Source organism: Neisseria zoodegmatis, assembly GCF_900187305.1.
Taxonomy (GTDB): Bacteria; Pseudomonadota; Gammaproteobacteria; order Burkholderiales; family Neisseriaceae; genus Neisseria; species Neisseria zoodegmatis.
Genome location: NZ_LT906434.1, coordinates 762,249 through 784,248, shown reverse-complemented (window position 1 = coordinate 784,248; position 22,000 = coordinate 762,249). Strand labels below are relative to the sequence as shown.

24 protein-coding genes and 1 other RNA gene are annotated in these 22,000 nt (G+C 48.7%); 13 read left to right on the top strand and 12 right to left on the bottom strand.

The annotated features are described in order from the left end of the window. The first annotated feature begins 296 nt into the window (after positions 1-296). The 3 genes from CKV66_RS03620 to accD all read left to right on the top strand — a co-directional run bounded on the left by CKV66_RS03620 (position 297) and on the right by accD (position 3,044). Entirely contained in the window at positions 297-770 is a 474-nt protein-coding gene (locus CKV66_RS03620) for an FxsA family protein (RefSeq protein WP_085364527.1), read from the top strand. Between the two features lie 321 nt (positions 771-1,091). Continuing rightward, positions 1,092-1,874 (top strand): tryptophan synthase subunit alpha, encoded by a 783-nt coding sequence (trpA, locus tag CKV66_RS03615; protein WP_085364526.1) that lies wholly within the window; start codon positions 1,092-1,094, stop codon positions 1,872-1,874. Positions 1,875-2,174: 300 nt separating this feature from the next. Then, a complete protein-coding gene (gene accD, locus CKV66_RS03610; protein WP_085364525.1) occupies positions 2,175-3,044 on the top strand; it encodes an acetyl-CoA carboxylase, carboxyltransferase subunit beta in 870 nt (289 codons plus the stop codon). 19 nt (positions 3,045-3,063) lie between these two features. Here the strand turns inward: accD and CKV66_RS12495 are convergent, their stop codons facing one another. Next, positions 3,064-3,282 (bottom strand): lipoprotein signal peptidase, encoded by a 219-nt coding sequence (locus CKV66_RS12495; protein WP_231990537.1) that lies wholly within the window; start codon positions 3,280-3,282, stop codon positions 3,064-3,066. Positions 3,283-3,510: 228 nt separating this feature from the next. On the opposite strand from CKV66_RS12495, the gene pyrB reads away from it, so the two are divergent. Next, complete coding sequence (pyrB, locus tag CKV66_RS03600; RefSeq protein WP_085364524.1) at positions 3,511-4,431, top strand: aspartate carbamoyltransferase; 921 nt, start codon at positions 3,511-3,513, stop codon at positions 4,429-4,431. Positions 4,432-4,441: 10 nt separating this feature from the next. Then, complete coding sequence (gene pyrI, locus CKV66_RS03595; protein WP_085364523.1) at positions 4,442-4,900, top strand: aspartate carbamoyltransferase regulatory subunit; 459 nt, start codon at positions 4,442-4,444, stop codon at positions 4,898-4,900. A gap of 398 nt (positions 4,901-5,298) precedes the next feature. On the opposite strand, the gene rpmG is transcribed toward pyrI, so the two are convergent. The 5 genes from rpmG to dusB all read right to left on the bottom strand — a co-directional run bounded on the left by rpmG (position 5,299) and on the right by dusB (position 9,071). Next, the gene (rpmG, locus tag CKV66_RS03590; protein ID WP_009117634.1) at positions 5,299-5,454 is read right to left on the bottom strand and encodes a 50S ribosomal protein L33; all 156 of its coding nucleotides are present in this window, start codon (positions 5,452-5,454) and stop codon (positions 5,299-5,301) included. 31 nt (positions 5,455-5,485) lie between these two features. After that, on the bottom strand, positions 5,486-5,719 hold the full coding sequence (gene rpmB, locus CKV66_RS03585; RefSeq protein WP_085364522.1) for a 50S ribosomal protein L28: 234 nt from the start codon (positions 5,717-5,719) through the stop codon (positions 5,486-5,488). A 284-nt stretch (positions 5,720-6,003) separates the two neighbouring features. Continuing rightward, a complete protein-coding gene (gene purH / locus CKV66_RS03580; protein ID WP_085364521.1) occupies positions 6,004-7,581 on the bottom strand; it encodes a bifunctional phosphoribosylaminoimidazolecarboxamide formyltransferase/IMP cyclohydrolase in 1,578 nt (525 codons plus the stop codon). 191 nt (positions 7,582-7,772) lie between these two features. After that, positions 7,773-8,018, bottom strand: coding sequence for a Fis family transcriptional regulator (locus CKV66_RS03575; protein ID WP_085364520.1), 246 nt, complete (start codon positions 8,016-8,018; stop codon positions 7,773-7,775). Between the two features lie 54 nt (positions 8,019-8,072). Beyond that, complete coding sequence (dusB, locus tag CKV66_RS03570) at positions 8,073-9,071, bottom strand: tRNA dihydrouridine synthase DusB (protein ID WP_085364519.1); 999 nt, start codon at positions 9,069-9,071, stop codon at positions 8,073-8,075. Positions 9,072-9,565: 494 nt separating this feature from the next. On the opposite strand from dusB, the gene CKV66_RS03565 reads away from it, so the two are divergent. Then, positions 9,566-11,068: a calcium-binding protein gene (locus CKV66_RS03565; RefSeq protein WP_095197832.1), complete on the top strand. Its 1,503-nt coding sequence runs from the start codon at positions 9,566-9,568 to the stop codon at positions 11,066-11,068. A gap of 229 nt (positions 11,069-11,297) precedes the next feature. Here CKV66_RS03565 and CKV66_RS12735 read toward each other — a convergent pair whose 3' ends face one another. The 4 genes from CKV66_RS12735 to CKV66_RS03550 form a co-directional block, all read right to left on the bottom strand. After that, complete coding sequence (locus tag CKV66_RS12735) at positions 11,298-11,429, bottom strand: hypothetical protein (RefSeq protein WP_269457270.1); 132 nt, start codon at positions 11,427-11,429, stop codon at positions 11,298-11,300. A 10-nt stretch (positions 11,430-11,439) separates the two neighbouring features. Then, positions 11,440-12,282 (bottom strand): GNAT family N-acetyltransferase, encoded by an 843-nt coding sequence (locus tag CKV66_RS03560; RefSeq protein WP_085363435.1) that lies wholly within the window; start codon positions 12,280-12,282, stop codon positions 11,440-11,442. 168 nt (positions 12,283-12,450) lie between these two features. Then, positions 12,451-13,551, bottom strand: a complete 1,101-nt coding sequence (rfaQ, locus tag CKV66_RS03555; RefSeq protein ID WP_085363434.1) for a putative lipopolysaccharide heptosyltransferase III — start codon at positions 13,549-13,551, stop codon at positions 12,451-12,453. Between the two features lie 14 nt (positions 13,552-13,565). Beyond that, positions 13,566-14,447 (bottom strand): lysophospholipid acyltransferase family protein, encoded by an 882-nt coding sequence (locus CKV66_RS03550; RefSeq protein WP_231990515.1) that lies wholly within the window; start codon positions 14,445-14,447, stop codon positions 13,566-13,568. 225 nt (positions 14,448-14,672) lie between these two features. On the opposite strand from CKV66_RS03550, the gene metK reads away from it, so the two are divergent. Further along, positions 14,673-15,842 (top strand): methionine adenosyltransferase, encoded by a 1,170-nt coding sequence (metK, locus tag CKV66_RS03545; protein ID WP_085363432.1) that lies wholly within the window; start codon positions 14,673-14,675, stop codon positions 15,840-15,842. A gap of 102 nt (positions 15,843-15,944) precedes the next feature. Here metK and CKV66_RS03540 read toward each other — a convergent pair whose 3' ends face one another. Then, positions 15,945-17,105, bottom strand: coding sequence for a cytochrome-c peroxidase (locus tag CKV66_RS03540; protein ID WP_085363431.1), 1,161 nt, complete (start codon positions 17,103-17,105; stop codon positions 15,945-15,947). Between the two features lie 293 nt (positions 17,106-17,398). Between CKV66_RS03540 and CKV66_RS03535 the strand changes: the two genes are divergently transcribed. The 6 genes from CKV66_RS03535 to rpsI all read left to right on the top strand — a co-directional run bounded on the left by CKV66_RS03535 (position 17,399) and on the right by rpsI (position 20,478). Continuing rightward, positions 17,399-18,388 (top strand): NAD(P)H-dependent glycerol-3-phosphate dehydrogenase, encoded by a 990-nt coding sequence (locus CKV66_RS03535; protein WP_085363430.1) that lies wholly within the window; start codon positions 17,399-17,401, stop codon positions 18,386-18,388. A gap of 121 nt (positions 18,389-18,509) precedes the next feature. Then, the gene (locus CKV66_RS03530; RefSeq protein WP_085363429.1) at positions 18,510-18,893 is read left to right on the top strand and encodes a hypothetical protein; all 384 of its coding nucleotides are present in this window, start codon (positions 18,510-18,512) and stop codon (positions 18,891-18,893) included. Between the two features lie 16 nt (positions 18,894-18,909). Continuing rightward, positions 18,910-19,206: a cell division protein ZapA gene (locus tag CKV66_RS03525; RefSeq protein WP_054600138.1), complete on the top strand. Its 297-nt coding sequence runs from the start codon at positions 18,910-18,912 to the stop codon at positions 19,204-19,206. Positions 19,207-19,220: 14 nt separating this feature from the next. Further along, positions 19,221-19,398: non-coding RNA, 6S RNA (gene ssrS / locus CKV66_RS03520), on the top strand. A gap of 249 nt (positions 19,399-19,647) precedes the next feature. After that, a complete protein-coding gene (rplM, locus tag CKV66_RS03515; RefSeq protein WP_085363428.1) occupies positions 19,648-20,076 on the top strand; it encodes a 50S ribosomal protein L13 in 429 nt (142 codons plus the stop codon). 9 nt (positions 20,077-20,085) lie between these two features. After that, complete coding sequence (gene rpsI, locus CKV66_RS03510; protein WP_085363427.1) at positions 20,086-20,478, top strand: 30S ribosomal protein S9; 393 nt, start codon at positions 20,086-20,088, stop codon at positions 20,476-20,478. A gap of 152 nt (positions 20,479-20,630) precedes the next feature. Here rpsI and CKV66_RS03505 read toward each other — a convergent pair whose 3' ends face one another. Then, complete coding sequence (locus CKV66_RS03505) at positions 20,631-21,581, bottom strand: CysB family HTH-type transcriptional regulator (protein ID WP_085363426.1); 951 nt, start codon at positions 21,579-21,581, stop codon at positions 20,631-20,633. Between the last annotated feature and the right edge of the window lie 419 nt (positions 21,582-22,000).

The following is a 22,000-nucleotide window of genomic DNA, read 5'->3' as shown; positions in this document are numbered from 1 at the left end:
ATTTAAACTGCTTCAAAAATTTTCAGACGGCCTTTCTTTTCGGCCTTTACTTTTTTTTACTGCATATAGCGGCGGTTTTCGCCAATGGCGCTTGAAAGGGTTTGCAGTAGTCTTTATTTTACTAGGCAATGAAAAAATCTGCTGTCGAATCTATCTAAACGGTGTTGCAAAACTCAATTTGTTTGATACCGGTAAACTCTCGCAGCAATTTGAATGATTGAATCAATCCGCCTTTGTATTTTTGTTTACTAAAAACGGGAGCGCGGATGATTTCACTTGGTTAAGGAGCCAATGTAATGCAATTTTTCGGTATCGGTTTTTTGGTGCTACTGTTTTTAGAGATCATGTCGATCGTTTGGGTGGCAGACTGGCTTGGCGGCGGCTTGACGTTTTTATTGATGCTGTTGAGTTTTGCCGGCGGCGTTATGATGCTGCGCCATACGGGGATTTCCGGTGTATTGATGGCAGGGGCAACGATGCGCAGCGGTAAAGGGATATCGCTGTATCAAATGTTGTGGCCTATCCGTTATACGGTTGCAGCGGTTTTGTTGATGAGCCCGGGCTTTGTGTCTTTGGTCATTGCTCTAATTTTGCTGCTGCCGATTAAAGGGAAGCCGATTGCTCAAATGGAAACTTTTCAAACCGGTCACAATCCTTTCCAATACCCGCCCAAGCAGCAAAATGAGGGAGATATTATAGAAGGCGAATATACGGTTACGAGGCCGTCTGAAAAAGACAAACAAAACTATATCGAACACAAGCCCGACTAAACCGTTATCTCAATTCATCTATCCAATACTTTCTCTTTCAGACGGCCTTTGCTTTTATAACCCGCACCACGGACAAGCAAAGGCTGTTTTGTTTATATCGCTTGAATGCTTGCCGATATTCAAACATCCACTCTGCTCTATATAAAAAGAACCTGTCAACTTAAATCCTTATATATAGTTATTATCCAAAACCATCTGCAAAAATCAAAACACTCCGACCGAATTGAAAATAGTCGCTCATTTTGAAGTGAAGCAATGCTATACTTCCCGATTATTTTTCAACCTTATAGAGGCCGTCTGAAAACAGTCTCTACTCTACCCATGAGCAGAATCCAACAAGCTTTCGATGCACTGGGCGGTAAAAAAGCCCTGATACCTTATATTACTGTCGGCGATCCCGACATCAATACAACTCTTGCTTTAATGCACAGCATGGTTGAAAACGGCGCCGATATTATCGAACTGGGTGTTCCGTTTTCAGACCCCATGGCAGACGGCCCCACGATTCAACGCGCTGCCGAGCGTGCGCTGGCCAACAAAGTGTCTTTAAAAGATGTTTTGGCTATGGTAAGCACATTCCGCCAAAAAAATACCGTTACGCCAGTTGTCTTGATGGGCTATCTGAATCCCATACATAAAATGGGCTATGCAGAATTTGCCCGAGCAGCATCCGAATCCGGCGTAGACGGCGTATTGACTGTTGATTCTCCCGTAGAAACCATCACTACACTTCGCGATGCTTTAGCGCAGAATGGGCTGGACTGCATCTTTTTGGTTGCCCCAACCACCAGCGAAGAACGCATGGCGCAAATCGGCCGGCTGGCAAGCGGGTTTGTTTATTATGTATCTCTCAAAGGCGTTACCGGCTCGACAAAACTGGATACGGATGAAGTAGCAGCAAAAATTACCGTTTTGCGCCGATATATCAATATACCTATTGGTGTGGGCTTCGGTATTTCAGATGAAGAAAGCGCCCGCAAAGTTGCCGCCGTGGCCGATGCCGTGATTATCGGCAGCCGCATCGTCAAAGAAATCGAGCAAAACCCCGGCAAAGAAGCCGAATCGGTTGGCGCTTTGGTTCGCAACCTCAAAGCCGCCATCTAGATTTTTTACTCGGAATATTTAAAATCAGGTAAAAAATCAGTTGCCAACTATGCTGCTGCTGGCTATATTGATTGTTTAATGTGCAAAAAGCATTTCAGTTATCCGCCTAATGTCAGCCCCATTTCTACTGCCCACACTTATCGGCGTACACGCTTGAAACAGCGAGTCTTTTAAAATGCCGGCAACAAGACCTAACCCAAACATCGCTGAATACCGGCAAAACAAGTCAATCGGTTTGACCGAAATATATAAACACAACGACTAACATTAGGCCGTCTGAAAACAACAAAGGAACTTAACATGAGCTGGTTAGATAAAATCCTGCCTCCTAAAATCAAACGTGCAGACAAAAACGAATCAAGCGTGCCGGAAGGTTTATGGCACAAATGCCCTTCTTGCTCCGCCACACTTTACTCTACCGACTTACAGCAAAACCTCTACGTTTGCCCCAAATGTAACCACCACAACGCACTGTCTGCACGCGAACGCCTCAATCTTTTATTGGACGAAAGCGGCCACGAAGAAATCGGTGCGCATGTAAAACCCACCGATATTCTGAAATTTAAAGACAGTAAAAAATATCCCGACCGCCTGACTGCCGCCCGCAAAACCACCGGCGAAGACGATGCTTTGGTGGTCATGAAAGGCACATTAAACGGCTTGCCCGTAGTGGTTGCCGCATTTGAATTCCGCTTTATCGGCGGCTCTATGGGTTCGGTAGTCGGCGAGCGTTTCGTTCAAGGTGTGCGCCGCGCAGTAGCAGACAACTGCTCGTTTATCTGCGTTGCCGCTTCGGGTGGTGCGCGTATGCAGGAAGGTTTGAACTCCTTGATGCAGATGACCAAAACCAGCGCGTCTTTACATTTGCTGACCGAGAAAAAATTGCCGTTTATCTCCGTATTAACCGACCCGACCATGGGCGGCGTATCGGCAAGTTTTGCTTTCCTCGGCGACATCGTATTGACCGAACCCAACGCACTCATCGGTTTTGCCGGCCCGCGCGTGATTGAACAAACCGTGCGCGAAACCTTACCTGAAGGTTTCCAACGTGCCGAGTTCCTGCTGGAAAAAGGTGCGGTCGACCAAATTATCGACCGCAGAGAAATGAAACAGCGTATTGCAGACCTGATTACCTTGCTGCGCCGTCAAGACGCTGTGAGTGCTGCATAATAATGGTTTGGTGTGCTCATCAAGTTTGATGTTGACAGCTTTCTAAAACTGCTTCGGCTCTTGGCGAAACTAAAGTTTTTCCGATAGCGCTTATCTTATCTAGAAGCCTTTGCAAAATCCTCAGATGTAGATGTAGTTCAAGGCGTAGCAGCACAGTGAGTGCAGACATATCATATAGATAGGCAAACGAGCGAGCAGCGCACAACGCAGAAATGCGCCGCAGATGAGGGTTTTGCAAAGATCTCATCTAGTGAAGCCAACCTAAAGTACCAAAGGCCGTCTGAAATATTTTTTCAGACGGCCTTTGGTTTATGCGATAATTGCGCAAATCAAACAACCGTAAAACCGCCATGTTTATTTTGATGCTGCACAACCTTAATCGTGCTGCCAGCCGCAGCGGTTTTGCCGTTCCCCACATATCGCGCCCGTATTGTACACGGGCTTTTTTATGGAAAAAGGAAATACAATGCCCAATTTGCTTTATCGTCAAAATGTCATTTCCATCTCCGATTTAAGTACGCCCCAGCTTGAATTGCTGCTGCACACCGCCCTCAAGCTCAAAGCCGAACCACGCACGGATTTGCTTAAAGACAAATTAATCGGTTCGTGTTTTTTTGAACCTTCAACCCGAACCCGCCTCTCATTCGAAACCGCCGTCCAACGCTTAGGCGGTAAAGTGATCGGCTTTGCCGACGGCGCCAACACCAGCGCCAAAAAAGGAGAAACTCTGGCTGATACGGCACGGATTATCTCCAGCTACACCGATGCGATTATCCAGCGCCACCCTAAAGACGGCGCCGCACGCGTGTTGGCCGAATTTTCCAGCGTGCCCGTTATCAACGCCGGCGACGGCACCAACCAGCATCCGAGCCAAACCCTTTTGGATTTGGTAACGATTTATGAGACCCAAGGCCGTCTGAACAATCTCAAAGTCGCCATGTGCGGCGATTTGAAATACGGCCGCACCGTGCATTCTTTGGCACAAGCATTGAAGCGTTGGGGTTGCGAATTTGCCTTTGTGTCACCGCCAAGCTTAGCCATGCCCGCCTACATTACCGAAGAATTAGACGAAGCAGGCTGCGCATACCAAATTCTGCCCTCTTTGGAAGCCGCTATCGAATGGGCAGACATTCTCTATATGACCCGGGTACAACGGGAACGCTTCGACGAACAGGAGTTTTCCAAGATTCAAGGCAAATTCAATCTTGATGCCTCTATGCTCGGCAACGCAAAAGAAAACCTGCGCATTCTGCATCCGCTGCCGCGCATCGATGAAATCCACCCCAATGTAGACAGCACACCTTATGCTTATTATTTCGAGCAAGCCACCAACGGCGTTTATGCGCGCATGGCGATTTTATCGTTGATTCTGAATGAAGAAGTTTGAGGAGCCGAACATGGAAAAAAAACAATACAGCGTAGAAGCGATTGAAAACGGCACAGTAATCGACCATATTCCGGCAGGCAAAGGCTTGGCGATTCTGCGCCAGTTTAAGCTGCTGCATCCCGGCAATGCAGTCACCGTAGGCTTCAACCTCCCCAGTAAAACTCACGGCAGCAAAGACATCATCAAAATTTCAGGCATTCATTTGAATGAAAAAGAATCTAACCGCTTGGCCTTATTCGCACCGGAAGCCACAGTAAACGTTATCGAACGCTTTCAGGTAGTAGAAAAAAGGCATTTGAGCCTACCTGATACAATCAGCGAAGTATTCCGCTGCCCCAACCCCAACTGCGCCAGCCACGGGGAGCCGGTAAAAAGCCGTTTTTATGTGAAAAACAGTGGCGGTCAAACCAAGCTGAAATGCCACTACTGTGAAAAAACTTATTCCCGCGAATTTGTAACTGAGACATAAGACGTACAAACTAAGGCTTCCTTATACACAAAATTCGGAAGCCTCAGCTGTATTTAATCGCCGGATTCACTGATAGAAGGCAGATAAATCATCCACCTGAAACCTTTGAAAAATCTCGATACATACCAAAGCAAACTTTAAAGAGCTTGAGGCCGTCTGAAAACGAACTTTATGAGTTTCGTAAAAACTCGGCCAAGCGGGTTTTAACGAAATACTTTCCAGACAACAAACAACTTTTGCAGTTGCGGATATTTTGAAATCTTTATTGATTGAACAAACGTTTCCCCTGCCCTTGCAGCAGCTTTTACCCAATACTTCCCCAACTCCCCAAATCAAAATATAAAAAAGCCTTCGCAAAATACGAAAGCTTTTTTCCTTACTTACAAAAAACCGACTGTTTATTTCAGTTTGGTTTCTTTGTACATAACATGCTTACGGGCTACCGGGTCAAATTTTTTGATTTCCAGTTTGCCGGGCATGGTGCGTTTGTTTTTGGTAGTGGTGTAAAAGTGACCAGTACCTGCACTTGATTCCAGTTTGATTTTATCGCGCATTGCAGTATTCCTTAATCAAAATATATTTAAATTAAGCTTCGCCGCGGGCGCGCATTTCGGCCAATACAACGTCAATGCCTACTTTGTCGATGGTGCGCAATGCAGCGTTGGATACGCGCAGGCGAACCCAGCGGTTTTCACTTTCTACCCAAAAACGACGTGATTGCAAGTTAGGCAAAAAACGACGTTTGGTTTTGTTGTTGGCGTGTGATACGTTATTGCCAGACATCGGGCGCTTACCGGTCACTTTGCAAACTCGTGCCATGGTTAGTCTCCAAACTTCTAAAATGGTAAAACGCGATTTATACCACAAAAATCGATTTCATTTCAAGCTTGTTTTTAAAAGTTAGGTGTTTTTCTATGAAAGAATCCTGATAAATGTTGTGTCTAACGCAATAAAGCAGATACGGCTCACAACGGGGTCAAAATATTTACTCTTTACCAGCTTGAGCAGGCAATTTGATATGTGCTCTATATGATTACGCATGATAACAATGAGGCCGTCTGAAAATAGTTTTCAGACGGCCTCACATTCATCAAAACCAATAATTAATGGCGGAAATGACGCACGCCGGTCAGCACCATGGCGATGCCATGCTCGTCTGCGGCGGCAAATACTTCTTCATCGCGCATCGAGCCGCCGGGATGAATAATCGCTTTGATACCTTGTTCGGCAATCACATCTACGCCATCACGGAACGGGAAGAATGCGTCTGAAGCTGCGCAGGCGCCATTGAGGTCAAAACCGCCGTCTTGGGCTTTACGCGCGGCAATGCGGGTGGAATCGACACGGCTCATTTGGCCCGCGCCGATGCCGTAAGTCTGACCGCCCTTGCCGAATACGATGGCGTTGGATTTCACAAATTTGGCTACATTCCACACAAACATCAAATCCTGCCATTCTTGCTCTGTCGGCTGGCGTTTGGACACTACTTTCAAATCTTCGCGCTTGATGCGGTGGATATCGGGGGTTTGAACCAACAAACCGCCGCCGACACGCTTCAACTCGAAACGGTTAGAGCCGGCCAGCAGAGGCACTTCCAACACGCGCACGTTTTTCTTGGCGGCGATGATTTCTTTGGCTTTGTCGGTAAATTTAGGCGCCATCAATACTTCGAGGAACTGGCCGGTTACCGCTTCTACGGTGTCGGCATCGACTTCACGGTTAAACGCAATAATGCCGCCGAAAGCGCTGGTGGTATCGGTAGCAAAAGCCAACTTATAGGCATTCAGGGGCGAATCGGCCACGGCAACGCCGCAAGGGTTGGCATGTTTTACAATCACGCAAGCCGGTTGCTCGAATGCTTTAACAGCTTCCCATGCGGCATCGGCATCGGCAATGTTGTTGTAAGACAATTCTTTGCCTTGCAATTGGTTGTAGGCGCTCAAGCTACCGGCGGCAGGATAAACGTCGCGGTAAAAAGCAGCATGTTGATGCGGGTTTTCGCCGTAACGCATTTCTTGAACTTTTATCCAGCTTTGGTTGAACTGCGCAGGAAACTCGCCGATTTCAGGCTCGCCTGATAATTTTTCATCCGACACGCTGGTCAGATAATTGGAAATCATGCCGTCGTATTGGGCGGTATGGCTGAAGGCTTTGCGCGAAAGGTTGAAACGGGTTTTGTCGCTCAATGTGCCGTTCTGGTTTTGCAGCTCTTCGATAACGGCTTGGAAATCGCCGTTGTCGGTTACGATGGCTACATGTTTCCAGTTTTTCGCTGCGGAGCGCACCATGGTCGGGCCGCCGATGTCGATGTTTTCAATTGCGTCTTCCAGTGTGCAGCCGGGTTTGGCAATGGTTGCGGCAAACGGATAGAGGTTCACGCATACCAAATCGATATTGCCGATATCGTGCTCTTTCATTTTGGCAACGTGTTCGTCTAAATCACGGCGACCGAGAATACCGCCGTGAATTTTCGGGTGCAGCGTTTTCACACGGCCGTCGAGCATTTCGGGGAAGCCGGTATAGTCGGCCACTTCAATCACGGGCACGCCGGCATCGGCCAGCATTTTGGCCGTGCCGCCGGTAGAAAGGATTTCCACGCCAAGCTTGTTTAAGGCTTGGGCAAATTCGATAACGCCTGTTTTGTCGGACAAGCTGATCAGGGCGCGTTTTACAGTTGCCATTTCGGTTCCTTAATTATGAAAAATCACTGTTTGAATAAATGATATGTCGTGCCAAAAAGTCTTTGTTGATGGGATTGCTGACGAGTATGGCTTCTTAATCTGTCAAGCTGACACTAGAGCAATTCCCTCATCATTTCATATATATAAACGCAAAATGACCGCCATGATTTTCAGACGGCCACGATTCATCTTTATTGTTCCAATAATCCGTGTTGCACCAGCTTCTTACGCAGAGTATTGCGGTTCAGCCCCAACACGGCAGCAGCCTTCGACTGGTTGCCGCCGCATTCGGCCATCACGCACTCCAGCAAAGGTTTTTCAACCTGATGCAGTACCATATCGTAAACCGCACAGGGTGTTTCTCCATTCAGGTCATGAAAATACTGCTTCAGATTTTGCTCGATACAATGAGCTATGTCGGGAATATTCTGTTTCATAACAATGTCTTTATTATTTATTATTCATTTTCGGCCTGATGATTTCAGACGGCCTCAACGGTAGCTGCACGTCCAACTGTCGGTATGGTCTTTTAATTGTTCGAGAAAACGGGCAACCATGTCATATTGCTCTGCCGCGCTGTCGGTTTGATTAATCTCCCTGCGCGCAGTTTCTCCTCCCGGCATGGCTCCGATGTACCAGCCGATATGCTTGCGCGCAATACGTACGCCGTCGCGCTCTCCATAAAAATCATGCATATCGCGGATATGGCGTAATACGGTTTCGCTACATTCCTGCACAGTCAGTGCTTCGGGCAAGCAACCGTGTTCGGCAAAATATTTCAAATCGCGAAACAACCACGGCCGGCCTTGCGCACCGCGGCCTATCATGATGCCGTCCGCTCCGGTCTGCTTCAACACCTCGGCAGCTTTTTGCGGCGCGATAATATCACCATTCACCCACACGGGTATATTCAGACGGCCTTTAGCCTCGGCAATCAAATCATACTCTGCCTCGCCTTTATACATCTGCGTGCGTGTACGGCCATGAATGGCAATCGCCGCAATACCGGCATCTTCAGCGATGCGGGCAACCGTTAGAATATTTTTATGCTCGTCATGCCAGCCCAAACGGGTTTTCAAGGTGACCGGCACATCAACCGCCTTCACTACGGCATGCAGAATATCAGCCACCAGCGGTTCGTTTTGCAGCAATGCACTGCCGGCCAATACATTACACACCTTCTTCGCCGGACAACCCATGTTGATATCCACCACTTGGGCGCCCTGCTCCACGTTATATCGCGCCGCCTCCGCCATCTGCGCAGGATCATTACCGGCGATCTGAACGGCCACAACGCCTTTTTCACCTTCAAAATCACTGCGACGGAGCGTTTTACGGGTTTGCCGCAAAGTCGGATCACTGTTCAGCATCTCGCCCACAGCCCAACCCGCCCCATATTCACGGCATAAGCGCCGAAAAGGTTTGTCAGTAATACCTGCCATCGGAGCAAGCGCAATAGGTGTGTCAATGGAATAAGCGCCGATATACATTCAAAAAGAGCCGTTTTCTGCAAAACACGGATTGTACATTTTTTAAGCACGACTTTCCAACGGGAAATGATTTATATAAATGTAAAAAATCCCATTAAAATGCATATTGATTATGTCATTCGATTAAAAATAATTGCATGATTATTTATATTATTCTATATTCATATTTCGAAGCTGATTTTCAAATTCAACGAAAAATGAAATTCAAAAAATAATTAAATTATCTATAAATTACATTAATTTAATGTTTATTTTTGTAATGCTTCACACAGGTATTCTATGCCCATCAACTAAACATTAGGCATAATATTAATATCGAAATATTTATAACGGTTAACACATTGCCATTAGACCACGAAATCCACCATTTGAATGAAATCAATCTTTGCAAAAGAAGTTTAACGTTAGAATCAAAATACAAATTCCGTCATTTACTTTCAAAGCAATTTTATTGAAGTAAATGATTTAACAACGAAACCTTTTGGGAGATTAAAATGAGTTACAGTCATTCTTATTACGGTTATACCTTCCAACCCGGACACGGCGGCTATTACGGATACGGGTGGGGCGGTAAAGGTGGCAGCAAAGGCAAAGGAAAGGGAGAAAAAGGGAAAAAAGGCAGTTGGCTTGACTGCTTCCCCGATGCTTACTACCCGCCTTTGAAACCATATCCCAAACCACAACCTAAACCTCAACCCAAACCTGATTGGGATGACGACAGCAAAGGCGGCTGGGTTCCCGAGCAAAAACCCCAACCGAAACCTGAGCCGAAACCTGAGCCGAAACCTGAGCCGAAACCTGAGCCGAAACCTGAGCCGAAACCTGAGCCGAAACCTGAGCCGAAACCTGAGCCGAAACCTGAGCCGAAACCTGAACCGAAACCTGAACCGAAACCTGAACCGAAACCTGAACCGAAACCTGAGCCGAAGCCTGAGCCGAAGCCTGAGCCGAAGCCTGAGCCGAAGCCTGAGCCGAAGCCTGAGCCGAAGCCTGAGCCGAAGCCTGAGCCGAAACCCGATGATTGTGTAGATTGCAAAGACAACAATTCCAATCCGGATAACAGCTTTGGCGGCATTGATAAAAATCCGGGCAATATCATTGACGGCAGAATTATCGGTACCGACAAAAAAGACACCATCTATGGCACACAACACGGCGACATTATCGAAGGTCGCGGCGGCCCCGATGTGATCTACGGAAAAGGTGGCGATGACATCATTTATGGTGGCAACAACGGTGATACGCTCTACGGCCAAGAAGGCAATGACACCTTGTTTGGTGAAAACGGTAACGACTACCTCAATGGCGGCTTAGGCAATGACATCATGCGCGGCAACCACGGCAATGATGTTTATATGGTTGAGCAAGCCGGCGACCAAGTTATCGAGCTGAAAGGAGAAGGCGTAGATACAGTTCGCACTTATATCGACTATGAGCTGCCGGACAATGTGGAAAACCTGATTCTGATGGGCAAAGGTAATCTGAACGGCACCGGTAATGATTTAGACAACGAAATTATCGGTAACGGCGGCAATAACGAATTAAGAGGTTTGGATGGTAATGACCGCTTAATCGGTAAAGGTGGCAACGACTGGCTTGACGGCTGTGGCGGCGACGACTACCTTGAAGGCGGGCTCGGCAACGATACTTATGTGTTCAATAAAGGTTACGACAAAGACGTGATCTGCGATTACGACACGACTGCCGGCAACCACGACGTCATCGAATTCTGGCACGGCTTGCAGTCTTCCGATCTGGAATTCAGCCGTAACGGTAACGACTTGACCATCAAAGCCAATGAGTCGGACATTCTGACTGTTGTGAAATGGTTTGAAAGCTCTGCCTACCGTATCGAAGAATTCAACTTCGACGACGGCAGCGTGTGGGATTCCGCAGCTATCGACAAAGCCTTGAGCGCACAAGGCGTTGACACCGGCTACGCAACAGCCAGCTACGATACCGCTGCCCTGCCGACCAATAACGAAGGCATTATCTAAGTTTTTGTTGAATAAACATGCAGGTTGAAATCTTTATCCGCGACAACCTGTATGACACATAAAACCATCCTCCGAATGCTTCTTGTACAGAATGTGTTCGGAGGATTTTTTCATATGGGGAAACAAAAGCAATCATGCCTGCTTCGTTGTTTTTCCAAGCCTAAAACGATTAAGGCCGTCTGAAAGCAAACTTGGTGAGCTTTCAGACGGCCTTCTTTACTTAATAGACTTAATGGCTTGTACGGGTATGCGATGTTTCCACACCGCCTTTGATTTCTCCGTATATTTCCTGCTGCCCCGAGCCGGACTGGGCGCACGCAGCCAACAATACGGCAAGCATGGTCAGATAAACTGTTTTCATCTCGAATTCCTTAATCTACTTTGCACACAAAATGGAAGGCGTCGATTTCAAAACCGCTTTCAAAATACAAGCGGTGAGCCGGAGTGCGTTCACTGCCGACATCCGACTGCACATGGATTTTTGAAATACCTGCTTCTCTGGCAATCTTCTGCACCTCAGCCAACAAGCGCGCGGCATAGCCTTTACTGCGTCCTTGCGGAATCGTAACCACATCATCAATATGGATATGGCGGCCGCTGGCTAAATTGGTTTGCTCACGGAAACCGCAGACGGCCACGGCATTGGTTTTACCTTCTTCAAAAATACCCAGCAAACGGTAGCCTTGAGGACGCTGATAGTGGTTGATCTGTTCGACAAAGCGGGAAACATCGTTGTGCATGGTGCGCAGAACGCTCAAAGCAGCGAAGGCGACGGCGGTTTCTTCTTCGCCGATTTCACGCAACACACTATGTTCCGCATCAGTATCGGCTTTGGCTTGTGCTTCGGCAGTTTCTTTTACGGCAGCTTCAACAGCCGGAGCAGGTGCGGCAGGCTGTTGTGCCGGCTCTTTGACCGCCGCCTGTTCGTCCATCAACGACTGGCAATCCATCACACGCAAATCGTTGTCGGCGGCAAAGTCCATCAAAAAGCGGAACATCGCCGGATTGATTTCTTCCAGCTTTTTGTCCACCGCCACGCAACGGATTTTATCGACCAAAATCGGGTGTACCCATTCGTGATAAGAAAGCCGGTTGCCCTTGTCGAACGATGACAAAATACCGCACAGCCGTTCCGCCCAGTCGCTCGGACGGAACACTTTTCCGTTGCTGGTGGTGCCGTGAATGATGATTTCGTAGGGATTGCAAACTAACATGGGGCGGCTCACTGTAACTATATATTATTGTTCGGGCACAGGATGAAGATGAAATGCGTGCGGCAGGATAATTCTCGTCTTTGCGGCGCCGATTATACCGTACTGCGGTATCAATCTAAAGCACTGCCCCTTAAGCGGAATAAAATTGTGCCGAAATAGGCCTAAACATCACACGGCCGCGTGTTGATTCCCGCCAACAGGCTTCAGCTTTTCCTGCACGGCATTCCACACGGCATCCACCGGTATCGCCGACAGTAAACGGGTTTTATCATCGGTATTGATGCTGTCTGGATGCGGCAGTTCGCCGAAATCGCCTGCCCACACTACCGAAGCCTTATCCGAATAAGGCCGCCAACGACTGACCCAGCTCGGGCCGAACAAGGCAACCTGCGGCTTGTCGAGTGCGGCGGCCATGTGCATGGGAACGGAGTCCACGCCGATAAACAGTTCCGCACCGTCAATCGCTGCAGCCAATTCGCGTAAGTTCAAGCAACCCGAAAGCTGCCATAGCTGAACGCCTGCGGGTATATTCAGACGGCCTGTAATCTCGTCCAACATAGCTTGTTCTTCCGCGTCGGGCGCGGCGGTCAGCACCACATTCCGACCGCTGTTTAACAAGCGTTGCAGCAATTCGATGTATTTATCGTTGTTCCAACATTTGAATTGCCAGCGCGAACCGGGGTGCATCAGCACATACGCCTCGCCCTGCCAACCGCGTTCCGTTAACTTGGCATGCAGCGATTCGCGCGCGGCGGCGTCGATTTCCATGCGCACTTTCGGCTGATAACTACTCTGCAAGCCCAGCGGGCGCAGCACGGCAAGATGGTTTTGCACAACATGATGGGCATGACCGAGGTCTTCGTTCAATTCGCTATGGCAAAACCGCCACAAGGCATTGTCGCGCTTACCGTAGCGGAGGCTGCCGCTACGTTTGCCGCACAATTTGGCCACGGCGGCGGCACGCCATTGGTCGGAAAGATTGAACACCCAGTCGTAACGCTGCGCTTTCAAATCGGCAAACAGCGCAGCTTCGTGCGACAGCTGGCGGCGGATACCTTGTTTTTTCCATTGGCGGTCGATGGTGAAGATGCGGCGTATTTGGCTGTTGCCGCGCAAAATATCGGCGGTTTCCTGATACACCAGCATATCGACGGCGCAATCGGGATACGCATGTTTGATTTGATCGACCACCGGCGTGGTCAGCAGCACATCGCCGTGATGCCGCAGCTTGATAATCAAAATACGTTTCGGGGTATGGGGTTGAGTCATGTTCGACAGCCTTTTCAGACGGCATCAGGAGGCGGCGGCGCGCCTGCCGGATGTTTGTAACGGTTGTAGGCAAACAGATATTGTTCGGGGAAGCGGCGCACCCAATATTCTACGTTTTCATTGATCACGACCGCATCATGCTGCTTATCGCCGTTCAACTCGCCTTGAAGCGGCTCGATGTGCAGCACGAATCCTTGCCCTTCAGGCAGGCGTTCTCCGCAGAAAAACAATGCCTTCACGCCTTTTACTTGAGCCAGCTTGGCCGCCAGTGTCATGGTATAAGCGGGTTTGCCGAAAAATTCAGCCCAAACGCCTTCGCCGCCTTCCCGCGGATCGGGCACATGGTCGGGCAGCACGATGGTTGCCTCCCCCGCTCTCAAAGCCTTGATAATCTGCTTGACCCCTTGAATAGAAGTCGGTGCCGTGCGGCCTTTGTCGCGCACCCTGCCCGCCTGCATTACCGCGTCAAACGCTTTGATTTTCGGCGGCTTGTACATCGCAGTCAGCGGGAAAGGCAAACGGTGGCTGATATAGCGGCCGGCAATATCGTAGCTGCCGATGTGCGGCGTAATCAGCAACAGACCTTCGCCGTTGTCCAAGGCCGTCTGAATATGTTCCCAGCCGTGTACTTCTTTAAACAGCGCCGCCACTTCTTCAGGCCGTCTGAAAAAAGCCACCGGCAGTTCCAAACCGCCTTTGGCTGTTTCCTGCAACACAGCTTTAATCATACGGTCATCGGCGCGGATGCCGGCAACCTCCAAATGCTTGCGGATACGCTCGCGGTTGTCCGCCGAAAAACGAAACGCCAAACTACCCGCCGCGCGTGCAAAAGTATGCAGCAGCGGTAACGGCAGCGCGGCCAGCAGGCGGAAAATCAAGGCAATCAGTTTCTGCATAAAGCGGACAAGCGGGCGAAATAAAAACGCTATTGTAATGGAAAAAAGCCCGCGCCAAACCTTCCGCACCGTAAAAAGCATTTTATCTCCCGCCCATGCCGCTGCCGTTTTTCAGACGGCACGCGCCGCCCCAAACCGGCGTTCTCTGCTATAATCGCACCGTTTATTTTCTACTGCCGCCCCGGCCCGGTGTGCGGCTTCCTTATTCAAGAAAGCACTCCCCCCATGAGCGAATATTTATTCACTTCCGAATCGGTATCGGAAGGCCATCCCGACAAAGTGGCCGACCAGATTTCCGATGCCATTCTTGACGCCATTTTGGCGCAAGACCCGACTGCCCGCGTGGCTGCCGAAACCTTAGTCAACACCGGCTTGTGCGTACTGGCCGGCGAAGTGACCACCACCGCACACGTCGATTACATCAAAGTAGCGCGCGAAACCATCAAACGCATCGGCTACAACTCTTCCGAGCTGGGCTTTGACGCCAACGGCTGCGCGGTCATGATGTGCTACGACCAACAGTCTCCCGACATCGCCCAAGGCGTGAACGAAGGCGAAGGCTTGGACTTAAACCAAGGCGCAGGCGACCAAGGTTTGATGTTCGGCTACGCTTGCGACGAAACCCCCACGCTGATGCCGTTTGCCATTTATTACAGCCACCGCCTGATGCAGCGCCAAAGCGAAGTGCGCCGCGACGGCCGTCTGCCGTGGTTGCGCCCCGACGCCAAAGCGCAAATTACCTGCGTTTATGACGCCGAAACCGGCAAAGTAAAACGCATCGACACCGTAGTATTGTCCACCCAGCACGCCCCCGAAATCAGCCACGAAGAGCTGTGCCAAGCCGTTATCGAGCACATCATCAAACCCGTGTTGCCGAAAGACATGCTCACGGAAGAAACCAAATATCTGATCAACCCCACCGGCCGTTTTGTCATCGGCGGCCCGCAAGGCGACTGCGGCTTAACCGGCCGTAAAATCATTGTCGACACTTATGGTGGTGCTGCTCCGCACGGCGGCGGCGCATTCTCCGGCAAAGACCCCACCAAAGTCGACCGTTCCGCCGCTTACGCCTGCCGCTATGTGGCCAAAAATATCGTTGCCGCAGGCTTGGCCACCCAATGCCAAGTGCAGGTTTCCTACGCCATCGGTATTGCCGAACCGACCTCGATTTCCATCGACACCTTCGGCACGGGCAAATTGAACGAAGAAGAACTGATTAAATTGGTACGCGAACATTTCGACCTGCGCCCGAAAAGCATCGTACAAATGCTCGACCTGCAACGTCCGATTTACAGCAAAACCGCCGCCTACGGACACTTCGGCCGCGAAGAGCCTGAGTTTACTTGGGAACGCACCGACAAAGTGCCTGCATTGAGAGCAGCTGCCGGCTTGTAAAACAACACAACCGAGCAAAAACGATTGAGGCCGTCTGAAAACAAGCTTTGCGGGTTTCGCTAAAATATTTTCAGACGGCCTCAAACTTATCTTAACTGCGTTTTATTGATTGTTCGGACGGCTATCGGCTTCAGAATAAACCGGCAGCTCCGGCACAGTACGCGCAGAGTCGGAAACGGAACCCGACAAGGTGTTCAAGAATGCCACAATTTTTTCCACCTCTTCTTTCGGTAATTCTTTACCCAATTGAGCCTCGCCCATGATACTGACCGCTTTATCCAATTCCCACACGCTGCCGTCGTGGAAATAAGGATAAGTACGGCTCACGTTACGCAGACCCGGCACGCGGAATACAAACTTGTCGTTTTCCGCTTTAGTTACTTCAAAGCGGCCTTCGTCATGCTTTTTGCTGCCGGTAAATTGCCAGTAAGGGCCTTTCACCAAACCGAATTTTTGGAACGTATCGCCGCCCAGCGTCACACCTTTGTGGCAGGCAATACAGCCGTTATTGATAAACGAACGTACACCTTGGCGCTCCGTTTCGTTCAAGGCATTGATATTGCCTTTCAGATAATCATCCCACTTGGTCGGCGTCAACAGCGTGCGCTCGAAAGCCGCAATCGCATGGGTAATATTTTTAAAGGAAACCGCGCCGCCGTTGTCAGGGAAAGCTTCTTTAAACAAAGCCTGATATTCGGGAATTGCCGCAATTTTCTTCTCAACAGACGCTTCATCGGCGTTGGCCATTTCAACCGGGTTCAGCAAGGGGCCGCCGGCCTGCTCTTCAACCGTTGCCGCACGTCCGTCCCAGAATTGACTGCCCAACAAAGCCGCGTTCAATGCAGAAGGCGAGTTACGCACACCAAAGCTGCCTTTATGACCGGGGCTGGTCGGCAGATTGTCCACACCTGCCGTCGCCAAGTTGTGGCATGAGTTACAGCTTACCGTATTGCCTTTAGACAAACGCGGTTCGTACCACAATTGATGTCCCAACTTAACCTGTGCAGGCGTAAAAGGATGTGCCTTTTGCATTTCAGCCTCGTCCGGCAGCGGTTGGAACAAGGTTTGAGCCTGCTTCAACAATTCCTTGTCTTCTGCAGAAGCATTGCTGTTATCCACAGCCGGTGCAGAAGCAGCAGGAGCGGACGCTTCAGGAGCAGAAGCAGCACCGGAAGCGGCAGGTTCGGACGCTTTTTCTCCGCAGGCAGCAAGAGCCAACAATACAGCAAGAACGATGCCGCTTTTATTCATAGCATGTTTCATGGTGGTTCCTTCCAAAGATATTATGGTTATTGATATTTTTGTTTTAACTTAAATGAGTGGTCGCAACATATTTCCACAACCGGCTTGAGTATAAACTCGATCATTTTTTGCTGATTTGTTTAAAATCAACTTTCAAAACACCATAACATTTGCCAATAATGCCGATAGCACTTATCTAAAACATATTCCCGCCCATACCCGTGTTTTACCCGCCGATCCCCTTCCCCGCCGAGCTTGCACCACCGCCATGATTGTTTTAAAGTTAGCCCCATTCCAACAATGAGAATACCCATATGAATATCACCGTTATCGGCGCAGGCTCTTGGGGAACCGCGCTCGCCCTACATTTCGCCCAACACGGCCACCGCATATCATTATGGTCGCGCAATGCCGAACACATGCAGACCATCCGACAAGAAAGAGAAAACAAACGCTATCTCCCCGGCTTCACCTTTCCCGACACACTCAGCGTCCATACCGAATTACAAGAAGCCTTAAAAGATAGCGAACTGGTATTAATCGTTACCTCCGTAGCCGGCCTGCGCGACAGCGTCAAACTCTTGGCAGAACACAACGCCGCCCACCTCCCCATACTGACCGCCTGCAAAGGCTTCGAGCAAGATACAGGCTTGCTGACTTTCCAAGTCGTTAAAGACGTTTTGCCCGACAACGACAAAATCGGCGTCCTGTCCGGCCCCAGTTTTGCCCAAGAGTTAGCCAAGCAACTTCCCTGCGCCGTTGTATTGGCATCAGAAAACAAAGCGTGGACTGAAGAACTGATAGGCCGTCTGAACAGCAACGTATTGCGTCTGTACGGCAGCGAAGACATCATCGGCGTTGCCGTAGGCGGTGCCGTTAAAAACATCATGGCCATTGCCACCGGTATTTCAGACGGCCTCGAATACGGCCTCAACGCCCGCGCCGCCTTAGTAACCCGCGGCCTCGCCGAAATCACCCGTCTTGCCGTCGCCATGGGCGCACAACCCAAAACCATGATGGGGCTTGCCGGCATCGGCGACCTCATTCTTACCTGCACCGGCGCACTCTCCCGCAACCGCAGAGTCGGCTTAGGCTTGGCAGAAGGCAAAGAGCTGCATCAAGTATTAAAAGAAATCGGCCACGTATCCGAAGGCGTCAGCACCATCGAAGAAGTATTCAACACCGCCTGCAAATACCAAATCGACATGCCCATTACCCACACCCTGCTCCAGCTTCTCCGCAAAGAACTGAACGCCCGTCAGGTTGTCGAAAGATTAATGGAACGCGAAACCCGATTCGAATAAACCGTCAAATATATAAAAGAACATCAGGCCGTCTGAAAAACATTACGTTCAGACGGCCTTATTTGACAGCCCCATTTATCCCTACTATGCTTGCCTCCATATCAACCGAGCGGTACGAAAAATGAATCAATCTCTGGAAAAACTCGAAATCAATGTTTACCAGCTGGTACAGAAATTTGAGACCCAGCTGGGCGAAAACAGACGCCATCAAGAAGAAATCGCCCGCCTGAAAAGCGAAATTACCCGGCACCAGATGGCACAAGAACAGCAAAAAAACGAACACCAGGCTGCCGTCGACGAATTGAGCGAAGCCCTCATGGTACAAATGAGCAACCTCAAAAACGAAATGCAGGGCCGCATTCAGAGCGTTACCGACGAAATGCAAAATAAAATCGACGAGCTTACCGCCGAAAACCAAAAATACCGCGACGCATTGAATGCCAGCGCCGAACACCTCCGCAAACTGCTGGCACGCCTGCCGCAAGAACCCGAAGCAAACCAATAAATAAGGATACCCGACAATGAGTATCGAACAAGTCAGCCTCGACATCATGGGCCGCTCATTTACCATCGGCACCCCCTCAGAAGAAAAAAACACCCTTCTGCAAGCCGTCAACATGCTGAACCAAAAGTTTGACACCATCAAACAAACCGGCCGCATCGTCGAAACCGACAAAATCGTCATTATGGCCGCCCTCAACGTCGTTCACGACCTCTTAAAAATGTCGATGAAAGATGATTTGGCAATTGGCGATTTTGAGCGTAAAATAACAGACATGATTAATGCTTGCGATAAAGTTTTATCCAAAACAGCTTAAGCAAGCCAAAAGCTTATTCCCTGCGGTGTTCGCGAAGGCATACATTCCTTTGAACCAATAAGTTCGCTTAAGGTTGCCGGGAGATGCAGTGGGCGCGAGCGTCTGTACAGATGCACCCGAAACTGCCCGTGGCGACCGCCTTGTCAGCAAGGTTCAAGCGGATTCAGCCTAGACGACACCTGCGGGGATTCCCCCAAAAAACAAAATGCCGCTATAGCGGCATTTTTCCTATCCGATACATCAATAATAAAACACACAAATCTTCAAAACCATCAGATTCGAACCACACCCAAGCACACCGAAATTGCAACAAATACAACACCATTTAACCTTCAGCTAAAAGTCTTCAACGTATTTTTCCCAGCAACTCAAATCAGATTGACAGACTTACGAATCATCTATAAAATCGGCAGCTTTCTATATCTATCTGGATTACCCCTTATGAAAACCTTTTCAGCCAAGCCGCATGAAGTAAAGCGCGAGTGGTTCGTGGTTGACGCACAAGATAAAGTATTAGGTCGCGTCGCTGCAGAAATCGCCCGCCGTCTGCGCGGTAAACATAAACCCGAATACACTCCTCACGTTGATACCGGCGATTACATCATCGTTATCAATGCAGACAAACTGCGCGTAACCGGCAACAAAGCTTTAGACAAAAAATATTACCGCCACTCAGGCTTCCCCGGCGGCATCTATGAGCGCAGCTTCACCGAAATGCAAGAGAAATTCCCTGAGCGTGTTTTAGAAAAAGCGGTTAAAGGCATGCTGCCCAAAGGCCCTTTAGGCTACGCCATGATCAAAAAACTGAAAGTGTACGCAGGTTCAGAACACGGCCACGCCGCACAACAACCTAAAGTTTTAGACATTTAAGGACACGACATGAACGGTAAATACTACTACGGCACTGGCCGCCGCAAAAGTTCAGTGGCTCGTGTATTTTTGCAAAAAGGCACCGGCCAAATCATCGTAAACGGCCGCCCTGTTGACGAATTCTTCGCTCGCGAAACCAGCCGCATGGTTGTTCGCCAACCTTTGGTTCTGACTGAAAATGCCGAATCTTTCGACATTAAAGTTAATGTAACCGGTGGCGGTGAAACAGGCCAATCCGGTGCAATCCGTCACGGCATTACCCGCGCACTGATTGACTACGATGCTGCACTGAAAGCCACTCTCTCCCAAGCAGGCTTCGTTACCCGTGATGCTCGTGAAGTTGAGCGTAAAAAACCGGGTCTGCGCAAAGCACGCCGCGCCAAACAATTCTCGAAACGTTAATCTGTACTATATACAGAAGCGTTGCAAACAAAAATCCCTGTTCACTAACAGGGATTTTTGTTTTTCGATAAAACTTGATTCATAACCAACTACATAACCAAAAATAGACTTGCTAAAGTCAAATAATATTTGGAAAGCCACATTTCATTTAATTATATAGAGAAATCCTCTTGAACAGGCTCGTACAATATTTTATCAATCCTCTCCCTACTCAAATCAGAAGAAAATAATTTTATAAAGTCATAAGCATAACCGCGGAGATAAACGTCAGGGCGCAAAGCAATATAAGTTTGAGAAGGCTCAAACAAATGAGAAGCATCAATAAGATGCAAATCCTGATCGGCTTGTTTGTCATATGCCATCTTAGCCATCAAACCAACCCCCAACCCCAAGCGCACATAAGTTTTTAACACATCAGTATCAGCCGATGCCAACGCTATGGGCGGCATGTCTAAACGAGCCTTATGGAAAGCACGGCAAATATTACTGTTATTATTCATCGCAAACTCATACGTTACCAATGAAAAACGTGCCAAATCGGTAATACTTAAGGGATGTTTACAATCTAATAAAGGATGATCATCCGGCACCAAAACAGCATGAGTCCATTCAGAGCAAGGTAATTTGCGCAACTCATCACCCTCTTCAAGGGATTCGGTTGCAATGGCAAAATCTGCATCTCCGCTCATCACCATTTGAGAGATGCCAGAAGGATTACCCTGCTTTATACTCAGCTGAACTTTCGGATATTTTTTCACAAATTCCGACACAACCTGAGGTAAAGCATATCTTGCCTGCGTATGAGTTGTTGCAATGATTAATGAACCGCTATCTTGCTCAGTAAACTCATTACCAATATTCTTAATATTCTGTACATCACGCAAAATTCTCTCTGCCAACTCCAATACGGCTTTTCCCGGTTGAGAGACCGAAACCACCCGTTTACCACTACGTATGAAAATCTGTATACCAAGCTCCTCCTCCAAAAGGCGGATTTGTTTGGATATGCCCGGCTGCGAAGTAAAGAGTGCCTCCGCAGCTTCAGACACATTTAAATTATGTCGGGAAACTTCTAGAGCGTAACGTAATTGTTGTAACTTCATATTGACTCAAAAGATGAGGACTTGTGGATTATGTACGACAGTTTAGCAACAATGTAGCATACTTTAACAAACCATGCCCAACAGCTTAACAATGCACAGTAAAGCTTTTGTTTTTTAATAAACAATCTTTTAATTATATTAATCAGCCATATTTTTTCAGACAATTTTATGTGGTTTTTGTGCAACTACAAATCTAACAACAATCGGTTTTATCTGTAAATAAATGACACAAGATTGATTTTTCGGCATGATTTACAAACAGGAAGCGGGTCTTTGCCGTTGTGTGCCGGTGTCGTGCTATTGACAGTTTGCCCTCTGCTTCTTTATAGTGCAAACTGATATATCCGATTTGCCGCCGTTTTACAACAGTGGCCTGTATATTTGGTGATGTGTAGCGGATTGAAAATATATAACTGCTG

Coding starts and splice junctions, on each gene's coding strand:
- CKV66_RS03540 (WP_085363431.1), bottom strand. CDS start 17,105: ATGAAACATGCTATGAATAAAAGCGGCATCGTTCTTGCTGTATTGTTG.
- trpA (WP_085364526.1), top strand. CDS start 1,092: ATGAGCAGAATCCAACAAGCTTTCGATGCACTGGGCGGTAAAAAAGCC.
- CKV66_RS03565 (WP_095197832.1), top strand. CDS start 9,566: ATGAGTTACAGTCATTCTTATTACGGTTATACCTTCCAACCCGGACAC.
- CKV66_RS03505 (WP_085363426.1), bottom strand. CDS start 21,581: ATGAAGTTACAACAATTACGTTACGCTCTAGAAGTTTCCCGACATAAT.
- accD (WP_085364525.1), top strand. CDS start 2,175: ATGAGCTGGTTAGATAAAATCCTGCCTCCTAAAATCAAACGTGCAGAC.
- metK (WP_085363432.1), top strand. CDS start 14,673: ATGAGCGAATATTTATTCACTTCCGAATCGGTATCGGAAGGCCATCCC.
- pyrI (WP_085364523.1), top strand. CDS start 4,442: ATGGAAAAAAAACAATACAGCGTAGAAGCGATTGAAAACGGCACAGTA.
- rpmG (WP_009117634.1), bottom strand. CDS start 5,454: ATGCGCGATAAAATCAAACTGGAATCAAGTGCAGGTACTGGTCACTTT.
- dusB (WP_085364519.1), bottom strand. CDS start 9,071: ATGTATATCGGCGCTTATTCCATTGACACACCTATTGCGCTTGCTCCG.
- rplM (WP_085363428.1), top strand. CDS start 19,648: ATGAAAACCTTTTCAGCCAAGCCGCATGAAGTAAAGCGCGAGTGGTTC.
- CKV66_RS12735 (WP_269457270.1), bottom strand. CDS start 11,429: ATGAAAACAGTTTATCTGACCATGCTTGCCGTATTGTTGGCTGCGTGC.
- CKV66_RS03620 (WP_085364527.1), top strand. CDS start 297: ATGCAATTTTTCGGTATCGGTTTTTTGGTGCTACTGTTTTTAGAGATC.
- CKV66_RS03525 (WP_054600138.1), top strand. CDS start 18,910: ATGAGTATCGAACAAGTCAGCCTCGACATCATGGGCCGCTCATTTACC.
- rfaQ (WP_085363434.1), bottom strand. CDS start 13,551: ATGACTCAACCCCATACCCCGAAACGTATTTTGATTATCAAGCTGCGG.
- CKV66_RS03550 (WP_231990515.1), bottom strand. CDS start 14,447: ATGCAGAAACTGATTGCCTTGATTTTCCGCCTGCTGGCCGCGCTGCCG.
- CKV66_RS03575 (WP_085364520.1), bottom strand. CDS start 8,018: ATGAAACAGAATATTCCCGACATAGCTCATTGTATCGAGCAAAATCTG.
- CKV66_RS03530 (WP_085363429.1), top strand. CDS start 18,510: ATGAATCAATCTCTGGAAAAACTCGAAATCAATGTTTACCAGCTGGTA.
- rpmB (WP_085364522.1), bottom strand. CDS start 5,719: ATGGCACGAGTTTGCAAAGTGACCGGTAAGCGCCCGATGTCTGGCAAT.
- pyrB (WP_085364524.1), top strand. CDS start 3,511: ATGCCCAATTTGCTTTATCGTCAAAATGTCATTTCCATCTCCGATTTA.
- CKV66_RS03535 (WP_085363430.1), top strand. CDS start 17,399: ATGAATATCACCGTTATCGGCGCAGGCTCTTGGGGAACCGCGCTCGCC.
- rpsI (WP_085363427.1), top strand. CDS start 20,086: ATGAACGGTAAATACTACTACGGCACTGGCCGCCGCAAAAGTTCAGTG.
- CKV66_RS03560 (WP_085363435.1), bottom strand. CDS start 12,282: ATGTTAGTTTGCAATCCCTACGAAATCATCATTCACGGCACCACCAGC.
- purH (WP_085364521.1), bottom strand. CDS start 7,581: ATGGCAACTGTAAAACGCGCCCTGATCAGCTTGTCCGACAAAACAGGC.